Raw genomic sequence first — 25,841 nt, forward strand, 5'->3', positions numbered from 1 at the left:
TTCAGCGCTGGCTCGGGCCCCATGCTTTGCGGTCGTCCCGGGTTGGCGCTTCGCTGCCTGGCCCGATGTCTAAAGTTCGCTTGACTGAAGTTCCGCTGTGCGGAACAATGTTTTGCAAAACGAACCCAGTGTAGCATCAGATGACGCTTTCAACCATCGACGAAACCACGATCGACGAACGCAAGTTCGTCGTTGCGCTCGCGCGCGGGCTCGACCTGCTGCGCGCCTTCCGGCCCGGCGAGACGATGCTCGGGAATCGCGACTTCGCGGAGCGCACCGGGCTGCCGAAGGCGACGGTGAACCGGCTCGCCTACACGCTGACCGTGCTCGGCTACCTGCGCTACGACGAGACGCTCGGAAAGTATGCGCTCGACGCCGGCGTGCTGTCGCTCGGCTACGCGCTGCTGTCCGGCTCGGGCACCCTCGATCTCGCGCGGCCGCACATGCAGGCGCTCGCGCGCGAGATCGGCGCGGCCGTGTCGCTCGGCTGCCGGGACGGGCTCGACATGATCTATCTGGAGACGATCCGCAGCGAAACGGCGCTGACGCTCGGGCTGGCGCCCGGCTCGCGGCTGTCGATGCTGACGAGCTCGATGGGGCGCGCGTACCTGGCCGTGCAGCCGGAGGACGTGCGCCGCGCGCTCTACGCGGATCTGCACCGGGCGGCGGGCGGCGCGGCCGACGCGGATGCACTCGTCGCGGCCGCACAGGACGCGGTGGCCGAATTCTCCGCGGGCGGATGCTGTTATTCGTTCCGCGCGTGGCACATGGACGTGAACGCGGCGGCCGTGCCGTTTCGCGAGCCGCGCGAGGGGCGCTGGCTGATCCTGAGTTGCAGCGGGCCTGCGTCGTCGATGGACGAGGACGTGTTCCGCACGCAGGTCGGGCCGAAGCTGAAGGCGCTCGCGCAGCGGCTCGGGCAGACGGTCTGAAACGGGCCCTGCGCGCGTGTCGCCGGGGCGCCCGGGCACGCGAGCGGGCGCTGCCGCCGGTTGCACCGCGCGCGAACCGCGCTCATCATCGTCCACCTGCTTCCCGACGCTGACGAGGTTCGCGATGTCACACCCGGAAACCCAGGAAGGCGGTTGCGCATGCGGCGCGATCCGCTACCGGATCGCCGGCGTTCCGACCGACGCAGGCTTTTGCCATTGCCGGCTCTGCCAGCGCACGACGGGCGCGGCGGTCGTCGCGTCGGCCTCGGTGCCGATCGACGCTTTCGAGTATGTGCAGGGTGAGCCGACGGTCTATACGTCGAGCGCGTGGGGCGAGCGGCGCTTTTGCGGCCGCTGCGGCGCGCAGCTCGAGTACCGGCTGGCGAATGCGCCGACGACCGTGGAAATCAACTACGCAACGCTCGACGAGCCGGCGAGGCTGCGTCCCGCATGGCACGTCTGGTACGGGGATCGTTTCCCGGGTATCGAGGTCGACGACGATCTGCCGAAGTACGCCGACGGCGGAAGAGCGTAGGCGGCGGCCATCGAGGCCGACGCGGCGACACGGCCGCGCGAACGTGCTCAACGCAGCTCCGATCTTTGCGCGTGATGAATCAGGCACCGGCTGCCGTTCGGCATCGCGTCACGAACGATCGTGCCGACTTCCCGATCCCCGCCGCAACCCGCTCGCTGAATCGAATCCACGATCCTGCGCGGCGCGCTCCACGCGCCGGCTGCTCCCGCGCGCCGGCAGCCACACCGCCAATCAGGCCGTGACGACCTTCGCGAACACCGGCCCCTGCATGAACCGCACGTCGTGCTGGCGCAGCAGCTCGCACTGCGTCTCGTCGACGACGCCGTCGAAAATCAGCGGAATCCGCACGCGCTGCGCATACGCGACCAGCGCCTTCACCATCCCGTCGCGCAGCGCGATGCCTGCATCCATCTTGATGTAGTCGGGCCGCGCCATCTCCGATTCGACCGCGAGGATCCGGCCCGGGTCGGGCAGCTTGTCGGCGACCTTGAAGCCGTGATGCTGGTAGCTGCGCGTCAGGTAGCCGAGGAAGGTCTTGTGCGCGACCGCGACGGCCGGCAGCTCGATCACGACCCGCTCGGTCGGCAGCCCGAAGCGCTGCAGCACCGACGAGAAATGCTTGCCGTGGTCGTACTTCACGCTCTTGAGCAGCCGTTCGTGCACACGCAGGAACAGCAGCCCGTGACGTTGCGCGCCGAAGAAGTTGATCGCGTGCAGCGCGCGCGACAGCCGGTCGATCGCGACGAGCGTCTGGTCGTCGACGGCCGAATCGACCGGGTCGTGCGGCGTGCCCGTGACCAGCGTGACGGCCTGGAAGCCGAGTTCGTCGCCGTAGCGCTCGATCGCGTCCGCGAACGACGTCGATTGCGGCGCGCCGGGCATCGTCACGTCGTAGATCGGTTCATAGGCGCTCGCGAGCGTGCGCTCCGGCAGATTGGCGCACGCGGTGCCGCCCTCGGCGAGCGCAAGGTGTTCCCGCAGATACGGCAGTTGCCCGGCACGGACGACCAGCTCGGGAATGTTGGGCGGAATCATCGGCGTGGGAAGGAAAAAATGGCGGCCGAAAGGGCCGCCTCATCTCTCGATATTAGCAGCGCGAGCCCGCCTCGGCTTGGCGTTTCGCTCATATGGTTATCCCGTTCCGGAACCGGCGGCTAGGGTTTACGTTGATTTTACTATTCGTAATTGGTTTTACTATTCGTAAATCCAAGAATATGTCGCCGATCAAGAAAAGCGGCGTTCGGGCGCCCGCAGCGGTGCCGTTTCCCGAATCGGATCAACAGGAAGCAAGGAGCGAGACGTGGCGGTTGACAGGAAGTGGACAGAACAGGGCGGGCCGCGGCGGCGGCGGGCAACGGGCATGAGCGGAACGACGCTGCGCGCGCCGGCATGCGCACGGCAGGGTTGAGGAGCGGATGGCGACCATGAGCATCGATTACCAGACGCTGAAGTTCGACTACCGGCCGCGCGCGACGCGCGCCGCCGGCGATGACGCGGCCCTCCACCCGGTGATCGTCGTCGGCGCGGGCCCGGTGGGCCTGTCGGCCGCGATCGACCTGGCGCAGCAGGGCGTGCCGGTCGTGCTGCTCGACGACGACGATACGCTGTCGACGGGCTCGCGCGCGATCTGCTTCGCGAAGCGCACGCTCGAGATCTTCGACCGGCTCGGCTGCGGCGAGCGCTTCGTCGACAAGGGCGTGAGCTGGCATGTCGGCAAGGTGTTCCTGCAGGACGAACAGCTGTATGCGTTCGACCTGCTGCCGGAGGAAGGCCACGCGCGTCCCGCGTTCATCAACCTGCAGCAGTACTACGTCGAAGGCTATCTGGCCGAGCGCGCGTTCGCGCTGCCCAACCTCGAGATTCGCTGGAAGCACAAGGTGACGGGTGTCGCGCAGTCGGCGGAACACGCGACGCTCACCGTCGAGACGCCGGAAGGGATCGAGACGCTGCGCGCGCAATACGTGATCGCGGCCGACGGCTCGCGCAGTCCGATGCGCGCGGCGATGGGCCTCGAGAGCCGCGGCCGCACGTTCAAGGATCGCTTCCTGATCGCCGACGTGAAGATGAAGGCGGAATTCCCGACCGAACGCTGGTTCTGGTTCGATCCGCCGTTCCACCGCAACCAGTCGGTGCTGCTGCACCGCCAGCCCGACAACGTGTGGCGCATCGACTTCCAGCTCGGCTGGGACGCCGATCCGGTCGCCGAGAAGCAGCCGGAACGCGTGATCCCGCGCGTGCGCGCGCTGCTCGGGCCGGACGTCGAGTTCGAGCTCGAATGGGTGAGCGTCTATACGTTCCGCTGCCAGCGGATGGACACGTTCCGTCATGGCCGCGTGCTGTTCGCGGGCGATTCCGCGCACGGCGTGTCGCCGTTCGGTGCGCGCGGCGCGAACAGCGGCGTGCAGGACGCGGACAATCTCGCGTGGAAGCTGAAGCTCGTGCTCGACGGCCGCGCGCACGACCGCCTGCTCGACACCTACGCGAGCGAGCGCGAGTTCGCGGCCGACGAGAACATCCGCAATTCGACGCGCTCGACCGATTTCATCACGCCGAAGAGCGCGGTGTCGCGCGTGTTCCGCGACGCGACGCTGAAGCTAGCGCGCGACTGCGAATTCGCGCGCAAGCTCGTGAACAGCGGCCGCCTGTCGGTGCCTGCCGTGCTGACCGATTCGCCGCTGAACACGCCGGACCGCAACGGCGACGCGTTTGCGTGCGCGATGCGGCCGGGCGCGGCGGCGGCCGATGCGCCGGTGCGCGCGCAGGGTGCGTCCGGCTGGTTGCTGCGGCATCTGGGCGACGGCTTCGCGGGCATGCTGTTCGGGCTGCCGGGCGACGCCGCCGCGCTCGCGCAGGCGCTCGACGGCCTCGCGCTGCCGGTGCGGCCGGTGCTGGTCGTGCCGGCCGGGCATGCGCAACCGGTGGCCGGCGTCGACGTCGTGGAGGACGTCGAAGGTTTCGTCGCGCAACGCTACGACGCGAAGCCCGGCACGTTCTACCTGCTGCGTCCCGACCAGCACGTCTGCGCACGGATGCGCACGCTCGAGCGCCAGGCGATCGCCGACGCACTGGCGCGCGCGACCTGCGCACGCGCAACCGCGCATTGACTACGACAACGATACCGGAGACACCCGTCATGCCCCGACTCGACACCCGCCCGCGCCTGGCCGATCCGGACGCGTTCTACGAAGCGCTGATCGACATGCATCGCGACCTGTCGGACGCCGACAGCCAGCTCGTCAACGCGAAGCTGATCCTGCTGCTCGCGAACCAGGTCGGCGACGCCGACGTGCTGCGCGAAGCGATGGCGCTCGCGCGCCAGGGCGTGACGCCGCCCGTGCATCCGGCCGCCGAGGCGGCGCAATGAGCGCGGCGCCGGCCGACGCGCGCGTGCTCGAAGTCGAGCGCGTGATCGACGACACGCATCGCCCGGGCTTTCACTGGATGCTGCTCGTGTTGTGCGGGCTGTGTCTCGTGATCGACGGCTTCGATGCGCAGGCGATGGGGTATGTCGCGCCGAGCGTGATCGCCGAATGGGGCGTGCCGAAGCAGGCGCTCGGGCCCGTGTTCAGCGCGAGCCTGTTCGGGATGCTGCTCGGCGCGCTCGGGTTGTCGGTGCTGGCCGACCGGATCGGGCGGCGCCCGGTGCTGATCGGCTCGACGCTGTTCTTTGCGGTGACGATGCTCGCGACGCCGTTCGCGGGTTCGATCCCGGTGCTGATGGCGCTGCGCTTCGTCACGGGCCTCGGCCTCGGCTGCATCATGCCGAACGCGATGGCGCTGGTCGGCGAGTTCAGCCCGGCCGCCCATCGCGTGAAGCGGATGATGATCGTGTCGTGCGGCTTCACGCTCGGCGCCGCGCTCGGCGGCTTCATCAGCGCCGCGCTGATTCCGGCGCTCGGCTGGCGCTCGGTGTTCTTCGTCGGCGGCGCGGTGCCGCTGGTGCTGACGCTCGCGATGTTCGCGCGGCTGCCCGAATCGCTGCAGTTCCTCGTGCTGAAAGGGCGCGACGCGCAGGCACGCGCCTGGCTCGCGCGCTTCGCGCCGCAGGCCGGCATCGACGCGAACACGCGCCTCGTCGTGCGCGAGCGCGCGGCGAGCGGCGCGCCGGTCGCCGAGCTGTTCCGTCATGGCCGCCTGCCGGTCACGCTGCTGCTGTGGGCAATCAGCTTCATGAACCTGATCGACCTGTACTTCCTGTCGAACTGGCTGCCGACCGTGATGCGCGACGCGGGCTATTCGCCGGGCACGGCGGTGATCGTCGGCACGGTGCTGCAGACGGGCGGCGTGATCGGCACGCTGTCGCTCGGCTGGTTCATCGAACGCTACGGCTTCGTGCGCGTGCTGTTCGCGTGCTTCGCATGCGCGGCCGTGTCGGTGGGGCTGATCGGCTCGGTCGCGCATGCGCTGCCGTGGCTGCTGCTCGTCGTGTTCGCGGGCGGGTTCTGCGTGGTCGGCGGGCAGCCGGCCGTGAACGCGCTCGCGGGCCAGTATTACCCGACGTCGCTGCGCTCGACCGGCATCGGCTGGAGCCTCGGCATCGGCCGGATCGGCTCGGTGCTCGGGCCGCTCGTCGGCGGACAACTGATTGCGCTCAACTGGACCAACGGCGCGCTGTTCCATGCGGCCGCGGTGCCCGTGCTGTGCTCGGCGCTGTTTGTGCTGGGCCTGGCCGGCGTCACGCGGCGCAGCGGTGCGCAGGCGCCGAACGCCGCCTTGAATTGATGGAGAAAGGAAACGATGACGCTTGACCTGTCGAAACCGGCAACCGCCGGCTACCTGAGCGGATTCGCGAACGAATTCGCGACCGAGGCGCTGCCCGGCGCGCTGCCGCACGGCCGCAACTCGCCGCAGCGCGCGCCGTACGGGCTCTATGCGGAGCAGCTGTCGGGCACCGCGTTTACCGCACCGCGCAGCCACAACCGCCGCTCGTGGCTGTACCGGATCCGGCCGGCGGCCGTGCACCGGCCGTTCGAGCCGTTCACCGGGCCGCAGCGGCTCGTGTCGGAATTCGGCGATTCGGCCGACGTGCCGCCGACGCCGCCGAACCAGCTGCGCTGGGATCCGCTGCCGATGCCGGTCGAGCCGACCGATTTCGTCGAAGGGCTCGTGACGATGGCCGGCAACGGTTCGGCGGCCGCGATGAACGGCTGTGCGATCCACCTGTACGCGGCGAACCGCTCGATGCAGGACCGCTTTTTCTATAGCGCCGACGGCGAGCTGCTGATCGTGCCGCAGCAGGGGCGGCTCTTCATCGCGACCGAATTCGGCCGGCTCGACGTCGAGCCGTTCGAGATCGCGGTGATTCCGCGCGGCGTGCGTTTTTCCGTCGCGCTGCCGGACGGCGATGCGCGCGGCTACATCTGCGAGAACTTCGGCGCGCTGCTGCGCCTGCCTGACCTCGGCCCCATCGGTTCGAACGGGCTCGCGAACCCGCGCGATTTCCTCACGCCGCAGGCCGCGTACGAGGATCGCGAAGGCGCGTTCGAGCTGGTCGCGAAGCTGAACGGGCGCCTGTGGCGCGCGGACATCGGCCATTCGCCGTTCGACGTCGTCGCGTGGCACGGCAACTACGCGCCGTACAAATACGACCTGCGCCTGTTCAACACGATCGGCTCGATCAGCTTCGACCATCCCGATCCGTCGATCTTCCTCGTGCTGCAGTCGCCGAGCGACACGCCGGGCGTCGACACGATCGACTTCGTGATCTTCCCGCCGCGCTGGCTCGCGGCCGAGGATACGTTCCGCCCGCCCTGGTTCCACCGCAACGTCGCGAGCGAGTTCATGGGGCTCGTGCACGGCGCGTACGACGCGAAGGCCGAAGGCTTCGTGCCGGGCGGCGCGAGCCTGCACAACTGCATGTCGGGCCACGGGCCGGACGCGGACACGTTCGAGAAGGCGTCGGCGAGCGACACGACGAAGCCGCACAAGGTCGACGCGACGATGGCGTTCATGTTCGAAACCCGCACGCTGATCCGGCCGACGCGCTATGCGCTCGACACGGCGCAGCTGCAGGCCGACTACTTCGAATGCTGGCAAGGCATCAGGAAACACTTCAATCCGGAGCAACGATGAGCGATACCCAAGACTGGCGCGCGACGCTCGACCCGGCTCGCAAGAGCTGGGTCGAGACGGCGAACGATCCCGCCTGCGATTTCCCGATCCAGAACCTGCCGTTCGGGATCTTCAGCGATGCGAAGCAACCGGCGCGCCGCGCGGGCGTCGCGCTCGGCGACCAGATCGTCGACCTCGCCGCGCTCGCGCGTGCGGGCCTCGTGACACTGCCGGCCGGCGCCGACGTGTTCGCCGCGCCGACGCTCAATGCGTTCATCGCGCTCGGTCGCGACGCATGGCGCAGCGTGCGCGTGCAGCTGTCGACACTGTTTTCGCGCGACGACGCGCGACTGCGCGATGACGCCGCGTTGCGCGCGCAAGCGCTCGTCGCGCAGCGCGACGCGACGCTGCACCTGCCGGTCGACATTCCCGGCTACACCGATTTCTATTCGTCGAAGGAGCACGCGACCAACGTCGGCTCGATGTTTCGCGATCCGAAGAATGCGCTGCTGCCGAACTGGTCGGAGATGCCGATCGGCTACAACGGCCGTGCGTCGTCGGTGGTCGTGAGCGGCACGCCGGTGCGGCGCCCGAACGGGCAGCTGAAGCTGCCCGACCAGGAGCGTCCGGTGTTCGGCGCGTGCCGCAAGCTCGACATCGAACTGGAGACGGGCTTCATCGTCGGCCGCGGCAATGCGCTCGGCGAGCCGATCGCGTGCGAGGATGCCGAGGCGCACATCTTCGGGATGGTGCTGCTGAACGACTGGAGCGCGCGCGACATCCAGCAGTGGGAATACGTGCCGCTCGGCCCGTTCAACTCGAAGGGCTTCGCGACGACGATCTCGCCCTGGATCGTCACGCTCGACGCGCTCGAACCGTTTCGCGTCGCGCAGCCCGAACAGTCGCCGCAGCCGCTCGCGTATCTGCGGCACGCGGGCAAGCATGCATTCGACATCGCGCTCGAAGTGACGCTGCGCGCCGAAGGTGCGGCCGAAGCGACGTCGATCTGCCGCACCAACTTCAGGCACATGTACTGGACGATGGCGCAGCAGCTCGCGCATCACACGGTCGCGGGCTGCAACACGCGCGTGGGCGACCTGATGGGTTCGGGCACGATCAGCGGGCCGACGAAGGATTCGTTCGGCAGCCTGCTCGAACTGACGTGGAACGGCAAGGAGCCGCTCGCGCTGAACGGCGGCGGCAGCCGCGCGTTCATCGAGGACGGCGACGAGCTCACGCTCGCCGGGTGGTGCCAGGGCGATGGTTATCGCGTCGGCTTCGGCACCTGTGCCGGCAAGATCCTTCCCGCGCGGGGCGCGTGACGGATCGCGGCGCGACACGTAGCGCGTAGTCCGGAAGGACAGGGCGGCCCGCATTGAGTGGGCCGTTTTCGTTTTGTCGGCGAGTGGTGCGCGTGTGCGCCGATGCGTGCGGGTGGGTGATGCTGCGCACGCGTTTCAGTGTCAGGGTGTCTGAGTCGGCGCCAGCGTTAGCGTCGGCATCGGCATCGGCATCGGCATCGGCATCGGCATCAGCGTCAGCATCAGCATCAACGCCAACGCCAACGCCAACGTCAGCGTCAGCGTCAGACCGCGCGCTGCAACGCGGCGCGTCGTTCCCACAGCGCTGCCGCGACGAACGCGGCGACGCAGACGACCAGCACGCCGATCAGCGCGTTGCTGCCGAGTTGCTCCATCAATGCGCCGGCGACCAGCGGACCGCCGAAGCTTGCGGCGCTCCACGACGCCGACACGAGCGAGCTCGCGGTGACGAGCGCCGCGCCGCGAAAGCGTTCGCCGCACGCGACGAGCGACAGCGTGTAGATGCTGCCGGCCGCCGCGCCCAGCACGAACAGCAGCGGCCAGCACAGCCACGGGTTCGCGATCACGAACGGCAGCAGCGGCAGGCCTGCGAGCACGATCCAGCCGGCGCCGAGGTGCACGCGTTCGCGGCCGAGCTTGTCCGCGAGCCAGCCGATCGGGAACTGCATCGCGGTGTCGCCGAACAGCATGATCGACGCGAGCAGCACGGCGGTCGCGCTCGCGACGCCGTGATCCATCGCATAGAGCGGCAGCAGCGACAGCGCGAGCGTATCGAACAGCGCGAAGAAGCCCGTGCCGATGATCAGCGCGGGCATGCGCGGCAGTACGGCGAACCAGCTGTCGTGCGCTGCGTGATGTGCGTCGTCGCCGGCGAGCGGCGCGCGCCGGATCGTCGCGAGCGCCGGCAGCGCGAGCAGGAACAGCGCGCCGCACAGCGCGAAGCGGATGCGCGTCGCGCCGGCGATCTGGCTGACGAGCACCGGGCCCGCCATCTGGAACAGCGTGAAATTGGTCGCGTAGATCGCGACCACGCGGCCGCGTGTCGAGTCGTCGGCGAGCTGGTTGACCCACGCCTCGCCGATCGTGAACAGCAGCATCAGCGCCGCGCCGCACAGCACGCGCAGCGCGCCCCACACGATCAGGTTCGACGTGAACTGCATCAGCGCGGTGGCCGCGGCGAGCAGCACGACCGACACGACGATCGCGCGGCGAGCGCCGATGCGCCGTGCGAGCGCGGTGACGAACGGGACGATCGCGAGGCCGCCCAGGGCCTGCGCGGCCGTCAGCATGCCGACGACGTTGGTGCCGTGTCCGGCTTCGGTCAAGGCGAGCGCGGTGAGCGGCATCGTGGCGCCGGTGCCGAGACCGACCACCGCGACGCTGAGGATCAGCGCGAGGAAATCACGATTGAGAATGGCTTTCATCGGCCGCGATGCTACACCGTGGCCCCTGAAAGGTCCATGAAGGCCGTCAGGATCCAATGGGGTTGCGTGCGCAACGATCGCGGCGGCGCGCGGGCGCGGACGCGCGCCGTGCCGCCGCGCGTCGCCGCCGCGCGCGCGTCATACGTATCCGGTCGGCCCGCTCACCGGGCGGCGTTCGAGCGACGCCGACCACAGCGTGAGCGCGAGTGCAGCGACCGCCATCGCTGCACCGACCCACGGCAGGTTCACGAGCGACACGCCGGATCCGATCGCCATCCCGCCGAGCCACGCGCCCGTCGCGTTGCCGAGGTTGAACGCGCCCTGGTTCAGCGTCGACGCGAGGTTCGGCGCGTCGCTCGCGCGATCGACGATCAGGATCTGCAGCGGCGGCACGATCGCGAACGCGAGGATGCCCCAGACGAAGATCGTCGCGAGTGCCGCGAACGGCAGGTGCATCGTGCCCGCGAACAGCGCGAGGACGATGCCGATCAGCGCGAGCGTCGCGATCAGCGACGGCATCCGGCGCCAGTCGGCGAGCTTGCCGCCGAGCGTGCCGCCGACGGTCAGGCCGAGACCGAACAGCAGCAGCACGTAGGTGACCTGGCGCGGCGAGAAGCCCGTCACGTCCTCGAGGATCGGCGTGATGTACGTGAACACGCTGAACAGGCTCGCCGACGCGAGCACGCTGATGCCGAGCACCATCAGCACCTGCGGGTGCTTCAGCACGCTGAATTCGCGCGTGATGCTGGTGTCGGGCATCGCGAGGTGCTTCGGCAGGCACACCGCGAGCGCGGCGGCCGCGGCGATGCCGATGCCGGTGACGGCCCAGAACGTCGCGCGCCAGCCGTACGCCTGGCCGAGCGCGGTGCCGAGCGGCACGCCGAGGACGTTCGCGAGCGTGAGGCCGGTGAACATCAGCGCGATCGCCTGCGCGCGGCGGTTCGGCGCGACGAGGTTGCTCGCGACCACCGAGCCGATCCCGAAGAACGCGCCGTGGCAGAACGCGGTGACGACCCGCGCGGCCATCAGCACCGCATAGCCGGGCGCGATCGCGCAGAACAGGTTGCCCGCGATGAACAGCCCGATCAGGCCCATCAGCGCGCGCTTGCGCGGCATCTTCGCGGTGACGATCGCGAGGATTGGCGCGCCGATCGTCACGCCGAGCGCGTAGCCCGACACGAGCATCCCGGCGGCCGGGATCGACACGCCGAGGTCGCGGGCGACGTTGGGCAGCAGCCCCATGATCACGAACTCGGTGGTACCGATTCCAAATGCGGCGACGGCAAGGGCGAAAAGAGGTAATGGCATCGCGGTGGGCTACGGAAAAGGCCGCGGCCCGAGATCGGCGCGGCATGCGCGGAAGGGGCGAGGCGAGGAGATATCAGCCGCGATTCTACTTCAGTGAAAACCCCTATGCTCGGGGTCAAAATGGTTGTTGCCCGCGTGCGACGGGTGACGGCCAAGGTGCGCCCAAAGTGTGGGATTTGGCGGTGCTCGGTGCTCGGTGCTCGGTGCTCAGTGCTCAGTGCTCAGTGCTCAGTGCTCGGCGCTCGGCGCTCGGCGCTCGGCGCTCGGCGCTCGGTGGCAAGGCAGGGGCAAGGGCAAGGCGAGGGCAAGGCGAGGGCAAGGCGAGGGCGAGGGCGAGGGCGAGGGCGAGGGCGAGGGCGAGGGCGAGGGCGAGGGCGAGGGCGAGGGCGAGAGCGAGAGCGAGGCGTAATATCAGGTCGGAGCAAGACCGGCGAAGCGGCCGTTCCGCCCCTCGTGCATCCCGTCAGCGGTCGGACAGGGCGCCGGCGGGTGTCGAGCCGAAGCGGTCGTCCGGTGCGGCAACCTCGGGCGACGGCGACGATCCGCCGGTCGCGCCGGAGGTTGCCTTGCCCTCGGCGACCCCGGCCGCCGACGCATCCCAGCCGTTTTCGAACAGGCACGCCTCGATCGGCATCCGCGCGGCCCACCGCTCTTCCTCGAGCATCGGCTTCGCATAGAACGCGTCGACGTGCCCGACGCACAGCACGGCGATCGGCTTCGCGCCGGCCGGCATGCCGAGCAACGTGCGCAGCGCGTCGACATCGAACAGCGACACCCAACCCATCCCGAGCCCTTCGGCGCGCGCGGCGAGCCACATGTTCTGGATCGCGCAGGCGGCCGACGCGAGGTCCATCTCCGGCAGCGTGCGGCGGCCGAACACGTGGCGCTCGCGGTCGTCGGTCAGCGCGACGACCAGCAGTTCGCCGCATTCGCGCACGCCTTCGACCTTCAGCCGCATGAATTCGTCCTGCCGCTCGCCGAGCGCGTCGGCGGTTGCGCGGCGCTCGGCCTCGACCAGCGCATGGATCGCGGTGCGCAGCGCGGGATCGGTGATGCGGATGAAGCGCCACGGCTGCATGAAGCCGACGCTCGGCGCGTGATGCGCGGCGCGCAGCAGCCGCGCGAGCGTGGCCGGATCGACGGGTGCCGGCGTGAAGTGGCGCATGTCGCGCCGTTCGAAGATGGCGCGGTAGACCGCGGCAATGGCGGAGTCGTCGAAACGCATGAGCGGCAGAAGCAGGGGGAGGTCGGCGCAACGATAGCAGACGCCGCGCGCGCAGCGTTACATCAGGCGAAATAAATTGACGAATCGTTGATGGATCGCGTGCGCTCAGGCGCTGCGCCAACGCCGTGCGGAACGACGCGCCTCAGCGCCCCGTCGCGACGACGTTGGTCGGCGTACCGGCGTGCCACGCCTCGATGTTCAGCAGCGTCGTGTGCGCGATCTCGGCGAGCGCCTCGCGCGTGAAGAACGCCTGGTGCGACGTGACGATCACGTTCGGGAACGTCAGCAGGCGCGCGAGCACGTCGTCCTGCAGCGGCAGGTCGGAGTGATCCTCGAAGAAGAGGCCGCTTTCCTCCTCGTAGACATCGAGCCCGAGATGGCCGAGCTGGCCGCTCTTGAGCGCGTCGATCAGCGCCGGCGCATCGACCAGGCCGCCGCGGCCGGTATTGATCAGCATCGCACCGTGCTTCATCCGCGCGAGCGTCTGCGCGTTGATCAGATGGTGCGTCGACGGTAGCAGCGGGCAGTGCAGGCTGATGATGTCGGCATGGTGCAGCAGTTCGTCGAGCTCGACGTAGCGCGCGCCGTACGCGATCAGCTCCTCGTCGTACGGCGGCATCGAATGTGCGAGCACATGCATCCCGAAGCCCATCATGATCTTCGCGAACACGCGGCCGATCAGGCCCGTGCCGATCACGCCGACGGTCTTGCCGTGCAGGTCGAAGCCGAGCAGGCCGTTCAGCGAGAAGTCGCCTTCGCGCGTGCGTGCGACCGCGCGCGGCAGCCGGCGGTTGAGCGCGAGGATCAGCGCGACCGCGTGTTCGGCGACCGCATGCGGCGAATACGCGGGCACCCGCACGACCGCGATGCCGAGCCGCTCGGCGGCCGCCAGGTCGACATGGTTGAAGCCGGCCGAGCGCAGCGCGATCAGGCGCGTGCCGCCGTCGGCGAGCCGTTCGAGCACGGCCGCGTCGACGGTGTCGTTGACGAACGGGCAGACGACCTCATAGGCGTGCGCGAGGATCGCGGTTTCCGCGTCGAGGTGCGACGGCTGGAAGTGCAGCCGATAACCGAATGACCGATTGGCGGCGGTGAACGATTCGTCGTCGTACTGCCGGCTGCTGAACAGGATCACGCGCACGCTGCACCTCCGATGGCTGTCGCGTGCAGTTTACTGCAGGCCCGTCTGCCGGCCCGCGACGATCTCGGCGCGATCGGGCGTGTGCAGGAAGCCGTAGCCGGTCCGCTCGCGGGCCGTCTGCGCGCCGAAATGCTCGAGCGCATGCTCGACGAAGCTGCGCGTGCGGGCCGGCACGTACTGGCGGTTCGGGTAGACGAGCGACAGCTGCGCGTCCGGGTCGTCGATCCGGTAAGCGGGCAACAGCCGCACCAGCGTGCCGGTGGCGAGTGCGTCGGCGACGCTCGGCTCGGGCAGTACCGCGATGCCGGACCCGGCGACGGTTGCAGCGTGCACGAGCGCCAGCTGGTTGACCGTGCAGGTCGGGCGCACCGTGACCGAATGCGTGACGCCGTCGTGGCCGACCAGCCGCCACGCGGGCGCATGCTGGTGCGGCGCGAGCGCGACCCAGTCGTGGCCCGGCAGGTCGTCGGGTGCGCGCGGCTCGCCGCGCCGTTCGAGATAGGCGGGCGCCGCGCAGGCGACGAACGGGTTCGGCGTGAGCGCGTGGCCGATCAGCGTCGGGTTGCCGTCGAGCCGGTTGCCGGTCACGATGCCGACGTCGTAGCCCGAATCGAGCACGTCGAGCGGCCCCTCGGCGACGGTGAGCTGCACGCGCAATTCGGGGTAGCGGTGCCGGAAACTGCTGACGAGCGGCGTCAGCGCGAGCGGCGACAGCAGGCCCGACGCGACGACGCGCAGCGTGCCGGCCGGCTCGCGCACCGCGTGCGCGACGGATGCCTCGAGATGGTCGAACTCCTCGAGCAGCGCACGGCAGCCGTCGAGGTAGCGCAGGCCGGCCTCGGTCAGCGACAGGTTGCGCGTGGTGCGGTGGATCAACCGCGTGTTCAGGTGAGACTCGAGCATCGCGATCGAACGCGTGACGAGCGCGTTGGATACGCCTAGATGGTGCGCCGCGCGCCGGAAGCTCTGCTGCTCGGCGACGCAGACGAACACACGCATGGTCTGAATCTGGTTCATGGCTCGCGAATTTCTGGCCCGGTTGATTGATTTTGGTTGGGATTTTTCGTCAAACGACCTGGAAAACCGTCGCGCAACCCCCGGGTCTCGTTCGTCTCGAAAAATCGGTTTTCGATTCTGCAGACGATTGTTCATTACGGAAGCGATATCGTCAACCTGAGAAAAGGGGCGGCTTGCGTAAAATCGAAATCGCGGGTATCGATTTAACGGATCGGTGGCGCTGGCATGCGCCTGGGTTAGTCCGTCGTGTATTCGGAAGGTCCGCCTCGTATTTTAATATTGTTCATATAAATCAATATGTTGATGCGGCCTGGATGCGACGTCGTGCGGTAATGGCTGAAATCGGTCACCAATAGATGCTGCGATAGTGGATGTTTTTGTGCCGGTCTGGTTTTCGTGTGCCGATGCCAGTCGCGCGATTTTTATCGTGGTGACCGGCATTCAGGTAGATGCATGCGGCATGCTGAACTCGGGCGTCAGGATGCGCGTCTCAATATTGCCGGAGAAAATCGCGGGCACCGACCGTCCGTTGGAACCGTTTCGCATGCGGCCGGCAATGCCGCGGCAATACGAAACCCGGTCGTGCGACGCGGGTGCGGCAGGCTGGCCCGGTCCGTCGACCGGGCCAGCGTCACGCTGTCCGGGCGCGCGTGCCTCTTGCGCACGGGCGCGGAACGCGGAATGATCGATCAGTTCGCCGTGCCGTGCGGCGAACGACGTCCGAGCGTTTTCTCCGTTCCTCTTTTACCAGCCATGTCCATCGATTACTCGCCGATTCCCTGTCCCGTCGTCGTGCCGCTCGACGCGATCCTGCCCGAAGAACCGCTGCTGATGATGGGGGCCGGCCCGGTCCCGATCCCGGCCGCCGTCGCGAAGGCGAACACGATCGTGATCAACCACCTCGGCGCGACGATGGCGAAGATCATCGAGCAGGTGAAGGAGATGGCGCGCTACGTGTTCCAGACCCGCACGAAGTGGGTGCTCGGCGTCGCCGGCCCCGGTTCCGCCGCGATGGAAATGGCGATCTCGAACCTCGCGTGGCGCGGCACGCGCGTGCTGTCGATCCGTAACGGCTTCTTCAGCGCGCGGATGGCCGAGATGGCCACGCGCGTCGGCGCCGACGTCGCCACGCTCGAAGTGGCCGACCGCTCGGTCGCGAGCCTCGACGAGATCGCGGACGCGATCGCGCGCGAGCGGCCCGAGATCGTCACGATCGTGCAGGGCGAGACGTCGAACACCGTGTGGAACCGCGAGCTGCGCGACATCGCGGCGCTCGCGAAGGCGGCCGGCGCGCTGGTCGTCGTCGACGCGGTGTGCACGCTGTCGACGATGCCGCTCGAGATGGACGCGTGGGGTATCGATGCGGTGATCACGGGCGGCCAGAAGGGGCTGTCGTCGATTCCCGGCGTATCGCTGATCGCGTTCTCGGACGCCGCGTGGGACCGGATGAAGCAGCGGCCGGAACCGAACGCGCACTGGTGCCTCGACATGGCGCTCGCGGAGAACTTCTGGCACAACGCGGGCTACCACTACACGGCGCCGGTGTCGGGCGTGCTCGCGCTGCACGAGGCGCTGCGGCTCGTCTGCGCGGAGACGCTCGAAAGCCGCTTCGCGCGCCACCTGCGCTGCTCGCTCGCGTTGCAGGCGGGCGTCGAGGCGATGGGGCTCGCGCTCTATGCACCGAAGGACTGCCGGCTCAATTCGGTGGTCGGGATCGAGACGCCCGAAGGGCTCACGCCCGGGATGGTGTGCGGCCATATCTCGAAGCAGTACCAGGTCGAGATCTCGGGCTCGTTCGGGCTGCCGATCGTGCGGATCGGGCAGATGGGCGAACAGTGTCGCGAACACAACCTGTTCCGCACGCTGCACGCGTTCGGCCGCACGATGATCGACCTGAAGGTGCCGGTGGACCTGCCGGCCGGCGTGGCCGCGCTCGAGCAGGAATTGTCGCAGCGAGGCGCGTAAGCAGGGAGACAGTGATGCGTGCCGGGTGCGCGCTGCGCCAGCCGGCACGTTGAAGGTGCGCGCGGGGCTCAGCCGCCCTGCATCGCGCGCCGATACGCGTTCGGCGTCGTGCCGTGCGCGTCGCGAAAGCGATGGCTGAAGTGGCCGGCGTTCGCGTAGCCGCATTCGGCCGCGACCTGCGCGAGCGGCAGCGCCGTCGTGCGCAGCAGCAGGCGCGCCCGCGCGAGCCGCTGCTCGGCCACCCATGCGTGCGGCGCGCGGCCGAACGACAGCCGGAACATCCGCGAGAAGTGGTATTCGGACAGCGCGGCGACCTCCGCCAGTTCGCCGAGCGTCAGCGGCTGCGACAGGTAGCTGTCGATGTAGTCGCGCACGCGGCGGCGCACGGCCGGCGCGAGTCCGCCGCGGAACGGCACGTCGGTGCGCGTCGTGCTCTGGCCGCGCAGCAGCAGGCTCAATACGTCGTGCGCGGCCTCGTTCACGCGCAGCCGCCCGTCGGCATCGTCCCAGCGCTCCAGCGCAAGCGAACGGAACTGCGCCGCGACGCGCGCATCCTCGAAATAGGTGCGGTCGGCGAGCTTCAGCTCGCGCGGCTCGCGATCGAGTTCGCGGATCGCGCGCTGCGTGAAGTGCTCGGGCAGGAAGTACAGGTGGATGAAGTGCATCTCGCCGCGCACCCACCAGCGCGATTCATGGTCACCCGGCAGCGCGCACAGCAGGCTCGGCGCGCCGTAGCGCGGCACGCGTTCGCGCTCCGTCCGGTAGCCGCCGTCGAGATAGCACGACAGCGTGTGGTGGCCCGGCTGTTCGTAGATCGTCTCGCTTTCGTCGGTGATGCGCGTCCATTCGGCGATCGCGAGATGATCGCCGAGCCACGTGAAGCGCTCGAGCGTCGCGTTCGCCTCGGCGAGCGTGCGGCACACCGACTGCAGGCCGAACGGCATCGCACCGCCGGCAAGGGCGGCGGCGCGATCGGCGGGCGGGGCATACAGGGGCGGACTCATGGTGCGACGAGTATAAGCGCGCGCGCGACGCGCCGTGCGGCCGCCCGAAAAAGACCGCAATTCCGGACAATCCGCGCGGGCGGGGCGGCGGCACAGTCTGAGTCCGTTTCACTCGTTTCGCTTCGTTGCCGCCATGAACCTGTCGCTTTATTTCGTCACCGTGCTGATCTGGGGCACCACCTGGATCGCCATCAAATGGCAGCTCGGCGCCGTGCCGCCGCCCGTGTCGATCGCGTGGCGCTTCTGGCTCGCGGCCGCCGTGCTGTTCGCGCTGCTGCGCGTGATGCGCCGGCCGGTGCGTCCGCCGCGCGAGGCGTGGCGCTACCTCGTCGCGCAGGGCTTCGCGTTGTTCTGCCTGAATTTCCTGTGCTTCTACTACTCGGAGCAGGTCGTGCCGAGCGGCCTCGTCGCGGTGATCTTCTCGACCGCGCCGCTGTTGAATTCGATCAACGGCCGGCTGTTCATGGGCCGCCCGCTGCGGCCGTCCGCGATTGCCGGCGCGCTGCTCGGGCTGACCGGCATCGCCTGCCTGTTCTGGCAGCAGATGGCCGGCCACCTCGACGATCACGCGACCTGGACGGGCCTCGCGATCGCGTTCGCGGGCACGATGTGCTTCTCGGCCGGCAACCTGCTGTCGAGCCGGATGCAATCGATGGGGCTGCATCCGCTCGCGACCAACGGCTGGGCGATGCTGATCGGCGCGGCGATCCTGACGGTCGGCAGTGCGGTGGCCGGGCTGCCGTTCATGATCGACCCGAGCCCGCGTTATCTCGGCGCGCTCATCTATCTGGCCGTGCCGGGCTCGGTGATCGGGTTCACCGCGTACCTGACGCTCGTCGGGCGGATCGGGCCGGAGCGCGCGGCGTACTGCACGGTGCTGTTCCCGATCGTCGCGCTGGCCGTGTCGACGGTCTTCGAGGGCTACCAGTGGTCGCCGCTCGCGGTGATCGGGCTGCTGCTCGTGCTGGCCGGCAATCTCGTTGCGTTCGACCTGACGCGCCGGTTGTTCCTGCGCACGGCTTGACCGGGGCATCAGGCACTCTCCGGACATTGTGCGGAAAAGTTGACTTGGTTGACTTGATTTCGAATCGGGACTAGGCTTGATCCTCCGGTTGCATCAGGAGGTGATGATGGTCACGCACGCTCACGCGCTCGAAGGTTCCGCCGCGATTCTCGATATCGAGACCGAGGAGGCGCTGCGCAGCGCCGTCGGCGCGGCAACCATGCTCGGCCCGGATCGCGCCCGTGCGCTGCTCAGGCTGTCGGACGAGCAACTTGGGCACCTGTTCAAGGTAGGCATCGCGCAGGTCATCGATCTGGCCGGCACGATCACGTTCGGTATCGCGGCCGCCGCGACGCGCGACAGGAAGCCGTCCCGACGAAAGAAGGGGGAAGCGGCTACGCGCGCCGGTGTCGGCGTCGCCGATCTGGAGCGGCATGCGCAGGCCGAACGACACGCGCTGGTTGCCGACGGCACGCTGTTGCCGGCCGCGCTGATCTGGACAGGGCTCGGCATGACGCGGCAGGCGCTCAGCAAGGCGGTGGCGTCGGGGCGCATCTTCACGGTCGATGTCGGCGCCGCGCAGTACTACCCGGCGTTCTATCTGGCGGGCGACATCGATCGCAAGACGCTCGGGAAGGTGACCCAGCGTCTCGGAGCCTTGCCGGGATGGAGCAAATGGCAGTTCTTCATGACACCCAAGGCGTCACTCGGCAACGTCACGCCGCTGGTCGCGCTGTCGCGCGGGAAGCTTGACGAGGTCGAGCGTGCGGCCGCAGCGTTTGCGGGACGCTAGGAGGCGCGGGTGTTGACGGTGCCGGGGAAGCATTTCGCGAGCGCGACGCTCACGATCCGCGAGGTGGCGCCTGCGGCGCTGGTCCGGATCTCGCGATTCGCAACCGGCGAGCCGTACTTCGGCAAGTCCGGCGGCAACCACTTCGACGATCCGCGGCCGCGGCGGCGGTTCGGCACAAGCTATTTCGGTTTCGATCTGCATTGCGCATTCGCGGAGACGGTGCTGCACGACGAAGTCGCCGATCTGGTGCTGGGCGGTTTCCCGCTCGTCACGACCGAGCTCGATCGGTACGTGCTTTCATTCGACGGTGCGCCGTTGGCCGTGGCCGTCCTGCATGGCTTGCCGCTGAAGAACCTTGGCGGCGACGGTGCGTTGTCGACGATCGTGCCGTACGACGTTCCGCAGCAGTGGTCGCTGGCCGTCCACCGGCATCAGCGGCGGGTCGACGGGTTCCTGTACATGTCGCGCCATCTGAACACGTCGGAAGCCCTCGTGCTCTTCGATCGTGCCGAACCGAAGCTCTCGCTCCGGGACGCCGTTCCGTTCCGGCGTCATCCTCAAGCCGTCCGCGTATTGCGCGACTTCAACGTGTTGCTGCGTTGAACGGCGTTGCGCGCGCGGCAGCACGACTCAAGCCGCCGCGCCGCTCCCCGCGAGCCGCGCCTGCCGCTGGTACAGCACCATCGACAGCGCGACGCCGGCCGCCGCGGCCACCGCCGCGAACAGGAACACCTGCGGATAACCGAACGCACCGGCCACATAGCCGGCGAGCGGGCCCGTGATGCCGAGCGACAGGTCGAGAAACACCGAATACGCGGACAGCGCCGCGCCGCGGCTCGCCGGCGGGACGAGCGCCACGGCCTCGACGCCGAGCGCCGGGAAGATCAGCGCGAAGCCAAAGCCGGTCAGCGCGGCGCCGACGAGCGCGACGTGCGGCACGGGTGCGAGCCACAGCAGCAAGAGGCCCGAGCATTCGAACGCGAACGACACGATCGCGACGCGGAAGCCGCCGTGAGTCTTGATCGTATTCGCGAACAGCAGCCGCGCGCCGATGAACAGCGTGCCGAACACGGTCAGCGACAGCGCGGCGTTCGGCCAATGGCGCGCTGCGTAGTACAGCGTGACGAAGGTCGCGATCGAGCCGAAGCCGGCCGAGCCGAGCGCGAGGCCGAGGCCGTGCGGCAGCACGCGCGTGAACACGCTCGCATACGACATCCGTTCGCCGTGCACGAGCGGCACGGAAGCGATCAGGCGCGCGAGATAGAAGCCGATCGCGGCGAGCGCGATCACGATCACGCCGATCAGCGCCGGATTCAGCGTGTGCGCGATCGCGACGCCGACCGGCGCGCCGAGCGCGAGCGCCCCGTAGGTCGCGATGCCGTTCCACGAGATCACCTTCGCGTTGTGCGCGACGCCGACCCGCCCGATGCCCCACAGGATCGCACCGGTGCCGCACAGGCTCTCGCCGACGCCGAGCACGAGCCGGCTCGCGACCAGCAGCACGAGGCTCGCGACCGGCCAGTGGGCCAGCAGCAGCGCGACGAGCAGCAGCACGCCCGACACGCCGCAGCCGATCAGCCCGCGCAGCACCGTCTGCTTCGGCCCGAGCGTATCGGCGAAGCGCCCGGCGAGCGGGCGCGACGCGAGCGTCGCGAAATACTGGACGCTGATCGCGCCGCCCGCGACGATCGCGGAAAAGCCGAGGTCGTCATGGACGAAGCCCGGCAGCACCGCGAGCGGCAGGCCGATGGTCAGATAGCAGATGAACGTGAAACAGACGACGGACACGATTTGCAGCGTGACGGCAAACCCGCTGCGCGGCGGTGTGGCGGAATCGGTTGACATGGGGTCGGATCGAATGGACGAAACGGAGCGGAAAGCGGCGAAAAACGGAATCGGGATTTTCCCATGGAACCGGTTTTCACGCAGGTACCATTTAGTTAATCGCGACCCATTTTCATCGTCGAAGAATGGCTGACGGACCGCTGCGGGCAGGCCGGAACCCAGGCCGGGCAAGGCGCCCGACGCCTGCCGGGCGGCCGAGGCGCGCATATCGCGGCAGTTATATGGGCCCCATGCGTGATGGGCTATGGGTTGCGGAATTTGACGGTGATAGCGTGCAAACTGTCAGAGAAACGTCGGTCGAGCGCCCCGCGCAGGCCGCCTTGCCCCCACCGGAAGAACGATAGAGACATGAGTGAGCCGATCCGCTTCTACCATCGTCACGCGGTCCGCGAAGTCAGCGGCGCGGACGTCACCCGCACCGTGCTGCAGTACCTGCGCGAGGATGCGCACTGCACCGGCACCAAGGAAGGCTGCGCGGAAGGCGACTGCGGCGCGTGCACGGTCGTCGTCGGCGAGCTGACCGACACGGGTACGGTCGCGTTCAAGGCCGTCAATGCCTGCATCCAGTTCCTGCCCACGCTCGACGGCAAGGCGCTGTTGACGGTGGAAGACCTGCGCCAGCCGGACGGTTCGCTGCATCCGGTGCAGCAGGCGATGGTCGATTGCCACGGCTCGCAATGCGGGTTCTGCACGCCCGGTTTCGTGATGTCGATGTGGGCACTGTACGAGAAGCACGGCCATGAAGGCTGCGCCGGCACGTGCGCGAAGGCGAAGGACGTGCCGACGCGCACCGAGATTGCCGATGCACTCACCGGCAACCTGTGCCGCTGCACCGGCTATCGCCCGATCGTCGATGCGGCCGTGCAGATGTTCGGTGCGCCGGCGCCGACGGCACCGGTCGATACGGCCGCGCTGGCCCGCACGCTCGCGTCGCTCAAGCGTGACGACACGTTCGACTACACGACGCTCGACGGCGCGCGCTTCGCCGCGCCGCGCACGCTCGACGCGCTGGCCGCGCTGAAGGTCGAGCGCCCGGATGCACGGCTGCTCGCCGGCAGCACCGACATCGGCCTGTGGGTCACCAAGCAGATGCGTCGCCTCGACGACCTGATCTACGTCGGCCAGATCGCTGAACTGCAGCAAATCGTGCACGGCGACGACTGGATCGAGATCGGCGCGGGCGTGACGGTCGAGGACGGCTATGCGGCACTCGCCGGCACGTATCCGGAACTGACCGAAATGTGGAAGCGCTTCGCGTCGCTGCCGATCCGCAACGCGGGGACGATCGGCGGCAACGTCGCGAACGGCTCGCCGATCGGCGACTCGATGCCGGGCCTGATCGCGCTCGGCGCGCGGGTCGTGCTGCGCGGCGGCGACACGGTGCGCGAGCTGCCGCTCGAGGCGCTCTACACCGGCTATCAGCAAAAGGACATGGCGCCGCACGAATTCGTCGTCGGCCTGAAGGTGCCGACCCGCACCGGCGCGCGCGCGAAGCTGCAGTTCCGCACCTACAAGCTGTCGAAGCGCTTCGACTCCGACATTTCGGCGGTGTGCGCGGCGTTCGCGTTCATCGCGGATGGCGAGTTGATCCGCGAGCCGCGCATCGCGTTCGGCGGGATGGCCGCGACGCCGAAGCGCGCGACGCATACGGAGAGCCTGCTCGACGGCGCGCAGTGGCACGAAGCCACCGCGCAGGCCGCGATGCAGGCGCTCGAGCGCGACTACCAGCCGCTCACCGACATGCGTGCGACGAGCGCGTATCGCCTCGATACCGCGAAGAACCTGATGTACCGATTCTGGCTGGAGACGCGCCCGCACGACCCGCTGCCGCCGCAGGCGCTGAACGTGCGTGAAGTGGCCGCCGAAGTTGCCGACGACGCGGCGCGCGTCTGACGAGGGAGAACACCGAACATGAACCAGCAAGCAGAACCGTTCCTGAACACCCTCGACCCGCAGGCCGACGCCGCGCAGGTGCACGTCTCGCGCGCGCACGAATCGGCCCACCTGCACGTGAGCGGGCGCGCGACCTACACCGACGACATCCCGCTCGTCGCGGGCACGCTGCATGCGGCGCTCGGGTTGTCCGCGAAGCCGCACGCGAAGATCGTGTCGATGAACTTCGACGCGGTGCGCGCGACGCCCGGCGTGGTCGCCGTGTTCACTGCCGACGACATCCCCGGCGTCAACGATTGCGGCCCGATCATCCACGACGATCCGGTACTCGCCAAAGGCATCGTGCAGTTCGTCGGCCAGCCGATGTTCATCGTCGTCGCGACGTCGCACGAAACCGCGCGGCTCGCCGCGCGCCGCGCGCAGGTCGACTACGAGGAGCTGCCCGCGATCCTGACCGCGCAGGAAGCGCGCCAGGCCGAAACCTACGTGATCCCGCCGCTGAAACTCGCGCGCGGCGACGCGGCCGCGCGGCTCGCGGCCGCGCCGCATCGCGAGTCGGGCGAGATGCTGCTCGGCGGCCAGGAGCAGTTCTACCTGGAAGGGCAGATCGCGTACGCGGTGCCGAAGGACGACGACGGGATGCACGTGTACTGCTCGACGCAGCACCCGAGCGAGATGCAGCACCTCGTCGCGCACGTGCTCGGCGTCGCGTCGCACAACGTGCTGGTCGAATGCCGCCGGATGGGCGGCGGGTTCGGCGGCAAGGAATCGCAGTCGGGCCTGTTCGCATGCTGCGCGGCGCTCGCCGCGTGGAAGCTGCTGTGTCCGGTGAAGCTGCGTCCGGACCGCGACGACGACATGATGATCACCGGCAAGCGGCACGACTTCCATTACCGCTTCGACGTCGGCTACGACGACGACGGCCGCCTCGACGGCGTCGCGCTCGACATGACGTCGCGCTGCGGCTTCTCGGCCGACCTGTCGGGCCCGGTGATGACGCGCGCGGTGTGCCACTTCGACAACGCGTACTGGCTCGGCGACGTCGACATCGCCGGCTACTGCGGCAAGACCAACACGCAGTCGAATACCGCGTTCCGCGGCTTCGGCGGCCCGCAGGGCGCGTTCGCGATCGAGTACATCCTCGACGACGTCGCGCGCGCGCTCGGCCGCGATCCGCTCGACGTGCGCTACGCGAACCTGTACGGCAAGACCGAGCGCAACGTGACGCCTTACGGGCAGACGGTCGAGGACAACGTGCTGCACGAACTGCTCGGCGAACTCGAGGCGACGAGCGACTACCGCGCGCGGCGCGCGGGCGTGCGCGAATTCAACGCACGCAACACGGTGCTGAAGAAGGGCATCGCGCTCACGCCGGTGAAGTTCGGCATCGCGTTCAACGTCACGCACTTCAACCAGGCCGGCGCGCTGGTGCACATCTACACCGACGGCTCGGTGCTCGTGAACCACGGCGGCACGGAGATGGGGCAGGGGCTCAACACGAAGGTCGCGCAGGTCGTCGCGCACGAGCTCGGCATCCGCTTCGGCCGGATCCGCGTGACCGCGACCGACACGAGCAAGGTCGCGAACACGTCCGCGACGGCTGCGTCGACGGGCTCCGACCTGAACGGCAAGGCCGCGCAGGACGCGGCGCGCCAGCTGCGCGAGCGCCTCGCGGCGTTCGCGGCGAAGCAGTTCGGCGACGGCAAGGTCGATGCGGCCGACGTGAGGTTCGGCAACGACTTCGTGTGGATCGGCGGCGCGAGCGTGCCGTTCGGCGAGGTGATCGCGAAGGCGTATCTCGCGCGCGTGCAGCTGTGGTCCGACGGCTTCTACGCGACGCCGAAGCTGTACTGGGATCAGTCGAAGCTGCAGGGCCGGCCGTTCTATTACTACTCGTACGGCGCGGCCGTGTCGGAGGTCGTGATCGACACGCTGACGGGCGAGATGCGCACGCTGCGCGTCGACGCGCTGCACGACGTGGGCGCATCGCTGAACCCCGCGCTCGACATCGGCCAGGTCGAAGGCGCGTTCATCCAGGGAATGGGCTGGCTCACGACCGAGGAGCTGTGGTGGAACAAGGGCGGCAAGCTGATGACGCATGCGCCGTCCACGTACAAGATTCCGACCGTCAACGACACGCCGCCCGAATTCAACGTGCGGCTGTTCCAGAACCGCAACGTGGAGGACAGCATCCATCGTTCCAAGGCCGTCGGCGAACCGCCGCTGCTGCTGCCGTTCTCGGTGTTCTTCGCGGTGCGTGACGCGATTGCCGCGGTCGGCGACTACCGGGTGAATCCGCCGCTCGACGCGCCGGCCACCGGCGAGTCGATCCTGCGCGCGATCACCGCGGTGCGTGCTGCGCGCGCCGGTCAGGCAGGTTGAG

The 25,841-nt window shown here is 68.7% G+C and carries 21 protein-coding genes; 13 read left to right on the forward strand and 8 right to left on the reverse strand.

The genetic code is table 11. The features are described 5' to 3' along the window. Nucleotides 1-140 precede the first annotated feature (140 nt). Together U4Z64_RS11395 and U4Z64_RS11400 are read left to right on the forward strand one after the other, a co-directional pair. Nucleotides 141-932 carry an IclR family transcriptional regulator gene (locus U4Z64_RS11395; protein WP_044844103.1) on the forward strand — a complete coding sequence of 264 codons (792 nt, stop codon included), beginning with the start codon at nucleotides 141-143 and terminating at the stop codon, nucleotides 930-932. 124 nt (nucleotides 933-1,056) lie between these two features. After that, a complete protein-coding gene (locus U4Z64_RS11400; protein ID WP_321819989.1) occupies nucleotides 1,057-1,467 on the forward strand; it encodes a GFA family protein in 411 nt (136 codons plus the stop codon). A gap of 231 nt (nucleotides 1,468-1,698) precedes the next feature. On the opposite strand, the gene U4Z64_RS11405 is transcribed toward U4Z64_RS11400, so the two are convergent. Beyond that, entirely contained in the window at nucleotides 1,699-2,502 is an 804-nt protein-coding gene (locus tag U4Z64_RS11405; RefSeq protein WP_321796989.1) for an EAL domain-containing protein, read from the reverse strand. 380 nt (nucleotides 2,503-2,882) lie between these two features. Between U4Z64_RS11405 and U4Z64_RS11410 the strand changes: the two genes are divergently transcribed. The 5 genes from U4Z64_RS11410 to fahA are packed head-to-tail and all read left to right on the forward strand — an operon-like array spanning nucleotide 2,883 to nucleotide 8,840. Then, nucleotides 2,883-4,571, forward strand: coding sequence for an FAD-dependent oxidoreductase (locus U4Z64_RS11410; RefSeq protein WP_321819990.1), 1,689 nt, complete (start codon nucleotides 2,883-2,885; stop codon nucleotides 4,569-4,571). A 29-nt stretch (nucleotides 4,572-4,600) separates the two neighbouring features. After that, entirely contained in the window at nucleotides 4,601-4,831 is a 231-nt protein-coding gene (locus U4Z64_RS11415; protein ID WP_321819991.1) for a DUF2783 domain-containing protein, read from the forward strand. Beyond that, entirely contained in the window at nucleotides 4,828-6,189 is a 1,362-nt protein-coding gene (locus U4Z64_RS11420; RefSeq protein ID WP_124488712.1) for an MFS transporter, read from the forward strand. Before U4Z64_RS11415 ends, U4Z64_RS11420 begins: the two co-directional genes overlap by 4 nt. A gap of 15 nt (nucleotides 6,190-6,204) precedes the next feature. After that, nucleotides 6,205-7,539 carry a homogentisate 1,2-dioxygenase gene (gene hmgA / locus U4Z64_RS11425; protein ID WP_044844108.1) on the forward strand — a complete coding sequence of 445 codons (1,335 nt, stop codon included), beginning with the start codon at nucleotides 6,205-6,207 and terminating at the stop codon, nucleotides 7,537-7,539. Then, on the forward strand, nucleotides 7,536-8,840 hold the full coding sequence (gene fahA / locus U4Z64_RS11430) for a fumarylacetoacetase (RefSeq protein WP_044844109.1): 1,305 nt from the start codon (nucleotides 7,536-7,538) through the stop codon (nucleotides 8,838-8,840). The genes hmgA and fahA overlap by 4 nt, the downstream gene beginning before the upstream one ends. 263 nt (nucleotides 8,841-9,103) lie before the next feature. Here the strand turns inward: fahA and U4Z64_RS11435 are convergent, their stop codons facing one another. From U4Z64_RS11435 to U4Z64_RS11455, 5 genes are all read right to left on the reverse strand, one after another. Beyond that, on the reverse strand, nucleotides 9,104-10,264 hold the full coding sequence (locus tag U4Z64_RS11435; protein ID WP_124488715.1) for an MFS transporter: 1,161 nt from the start codon (nucleotides 10,262-10,264) through the stop codon (nucleotides 9,104-9,106). Nucleotides 10,265-10,402: 138 nt separating this feature from the next. Beyond that, entirely contained in the window at nucleotides 10,403-11,572 is a 1,170-nt protein-coding gene (locus U4Z64_RS11440) for an MFS transporter (RefSeq protein WP_124551394.1), read from the reverse strand. A gap of 463 nt (nucleotides 11,573-12,035) precedes the next feature. Beyond that, entirely contained in the window at nucleotides 12,036-12,797 is a 762-nt protein-coding gene (bluB, locus tag U4Z64_RS11445) for a 5,6-dimethylbenzimidazole synthase (protein ID WP_321819992.1), read from the reverse strand. A 142-nt stretch (nucleotides 12,798-12,939) separates the two neighbouring features. Beyond that, nucleotides 12,940-13,938, reverse strand: coding sequence for a 2-hydroxyacid dehydrogenase (locus tag U4Z64_RS11450; protein WP_321819993.1), 999 nt, complete (start codon nucleotides 13,936-13,938; stop codon nucleotides 12,940-12,942). A 30-nt stretch (nucleotides 13,939-13,968) separates the two neighbouring features. Further along, nucleotides 13,969-14,955 (reverse strand): LysR family transcriptional regulator, encoded by a 987-nt coding sequence (locus U4Z64_RS11455; RefSeq protein ID WP_044844114.1) that lies wholly within the window; start codon nucleotides 14,953-14,955, stop codon nucleotides 13,969-13,971. Between the two features lie 753 nt (nucleotides 14,956-15,708). Here U4Z64_RS11455 and U4Z64_RS11460 point away from each other — a divergent pair. After that, nucleotides 15,709-16,920 (forward strand): pyridoxal-phosphate-dependent aminotransferase family protein, encoded by a 1,212-nt coding sequence (locus U4Z64_RS11460; RefSeq protein ID WP_124488721.1) that lies wholly within the window; start codon nucleotides 15,709-15,711, stop codon nucleotides 16,918-16,920. A gap of 68 nt (nucleotides 16,921-16,988) precedes the next feature. Here the strand turns inward: U4Z64_RS11460 and U4Z64_RS11465 are convergent, their stop codons facing one another. After that, nucleotides 16,989-17,924, reverse strand: coding sequence for an AraC family transcriptional regulator (locus tag U4Z64_RS11465; protein ID WP_321819994.1), 936 nt, complete (start codon nucleotides 17,922-17,924; stop codon nucleotides 16,989-16,991). A gap of 133 nt (nucleotides 17,925-18,057) precedes the next feature. On the opposite strand from U4Z64_RS11465, the gene U4Z64_RS11470 reads away from it, so the two are divergent. The 3 genes from U4Z64_RS11470 to U4Z64_RS11480 all read left to right on the forward strand — a co-directional run bounded on the left by U4Z64_RS11470 (nucleotide 18,058) and on the right by U4Z64_RS11480 (nucleotide 20,323). Beyond that, nucleotides 18,058-18,948: a DMT family transporter gene (locus U4Z64_RS11470; protein ID WP_321819995.1), complete on the forward strand. Its 891-nt coding sequence runs from the start codon at nucleotides 18,058-18,060 to the stop codon at nucleotides 18,946-18,948. A gap of 106 nt (nucleotides 18,949-19,054) precedes the next feature. Further along, nucleotides 19,055-19,720 (forward strand): hypothetical protein, encoded by a 666-nt coding sequence (locus U4Z64_RS11475; RefSeq protein WP_321819996.1) that lies wholly within the window; start codon nucleotides 19,055-19,057, stop codon nucleotides 19,718-19,720. Between the two features lie 9 nt (nucleotides 19,721-19,729). Next, complete coding sequence (locus tag U4Z64_RS11480) at nucleotides 19,730-20,323, forward strand: RES family NAD+ phosphorylase (RefSeq protein ID WP_321819997.1); 594 nt, start codon at nucleotides 19,730-19,732, stop codon at nucleotides 20,321-20,323. A 27-nt stretch (nucleotides 20,324-20,350) separates the two neighbouring features. Here U4Z64_RS11480 and U4Z64_RS11485 read toward each other — a convergent pair whose 3' ends face one another. After that, on the reverse strand, nucleotides 20,351-21,565 hold the full coding sequence (locus U4Z64_RS11485) for an MFS transporter (RefSeq protein ID WP_044844119.1): 1,215 nt from the start codon (nucleotides 21,563-21,565) through the stop codon (nucleotides 20,351-20,353). Between the two features lie 348 nt (nucleotides 21,566-21,913). On the opposite strand from U4Z64_RS11485, the gene xdhA reads away from it, so the two are divergent. Together xdhA and xdhB are read left to right on the forward strand one after the other, a co-directional pair. Continuing rightward, nucleotides 21,914-23,458: a xanthine dehydrogenase small subunit gene (gene xdhA, locus U4Z64_RS11490; protein ID WP_321819998.1), complete on the forward strand. Its 1,545-nt coding sequence runs from the start codon at nucleotides 21,914-21,916 to the stop codon at nucleotides 23,456-23,458. Between the two features lie 18 nt (nucleotides 23,459-23,476). Then, nucleotides 23,477-25,840 (forward strand): xanthine dehydrogenase molybdopterin binding subunit, encoded by a 2,364-nt coding sequence (gene xdhB / locus U4Z64_RS11495; RefSeq protein ID WP_321819999.1) that lies wholly within the window; start codon nucleotides 23,477-23,479, stop codon nucleotides 25,838-25,840. Nucleotide 25,841 lies beyond the last annotated feature (1 nt).

Origin of the sequence: Burkholderia sp. BCC1996 (genome assembly GCF_905339955.1) — a bacterium.
Classification (GTDB): domain Bacteria; phylum Pseudomonadota; class Gammaproteobacteria; order Burkholderiales; family Burkholderiaceae; genus Burkholderia.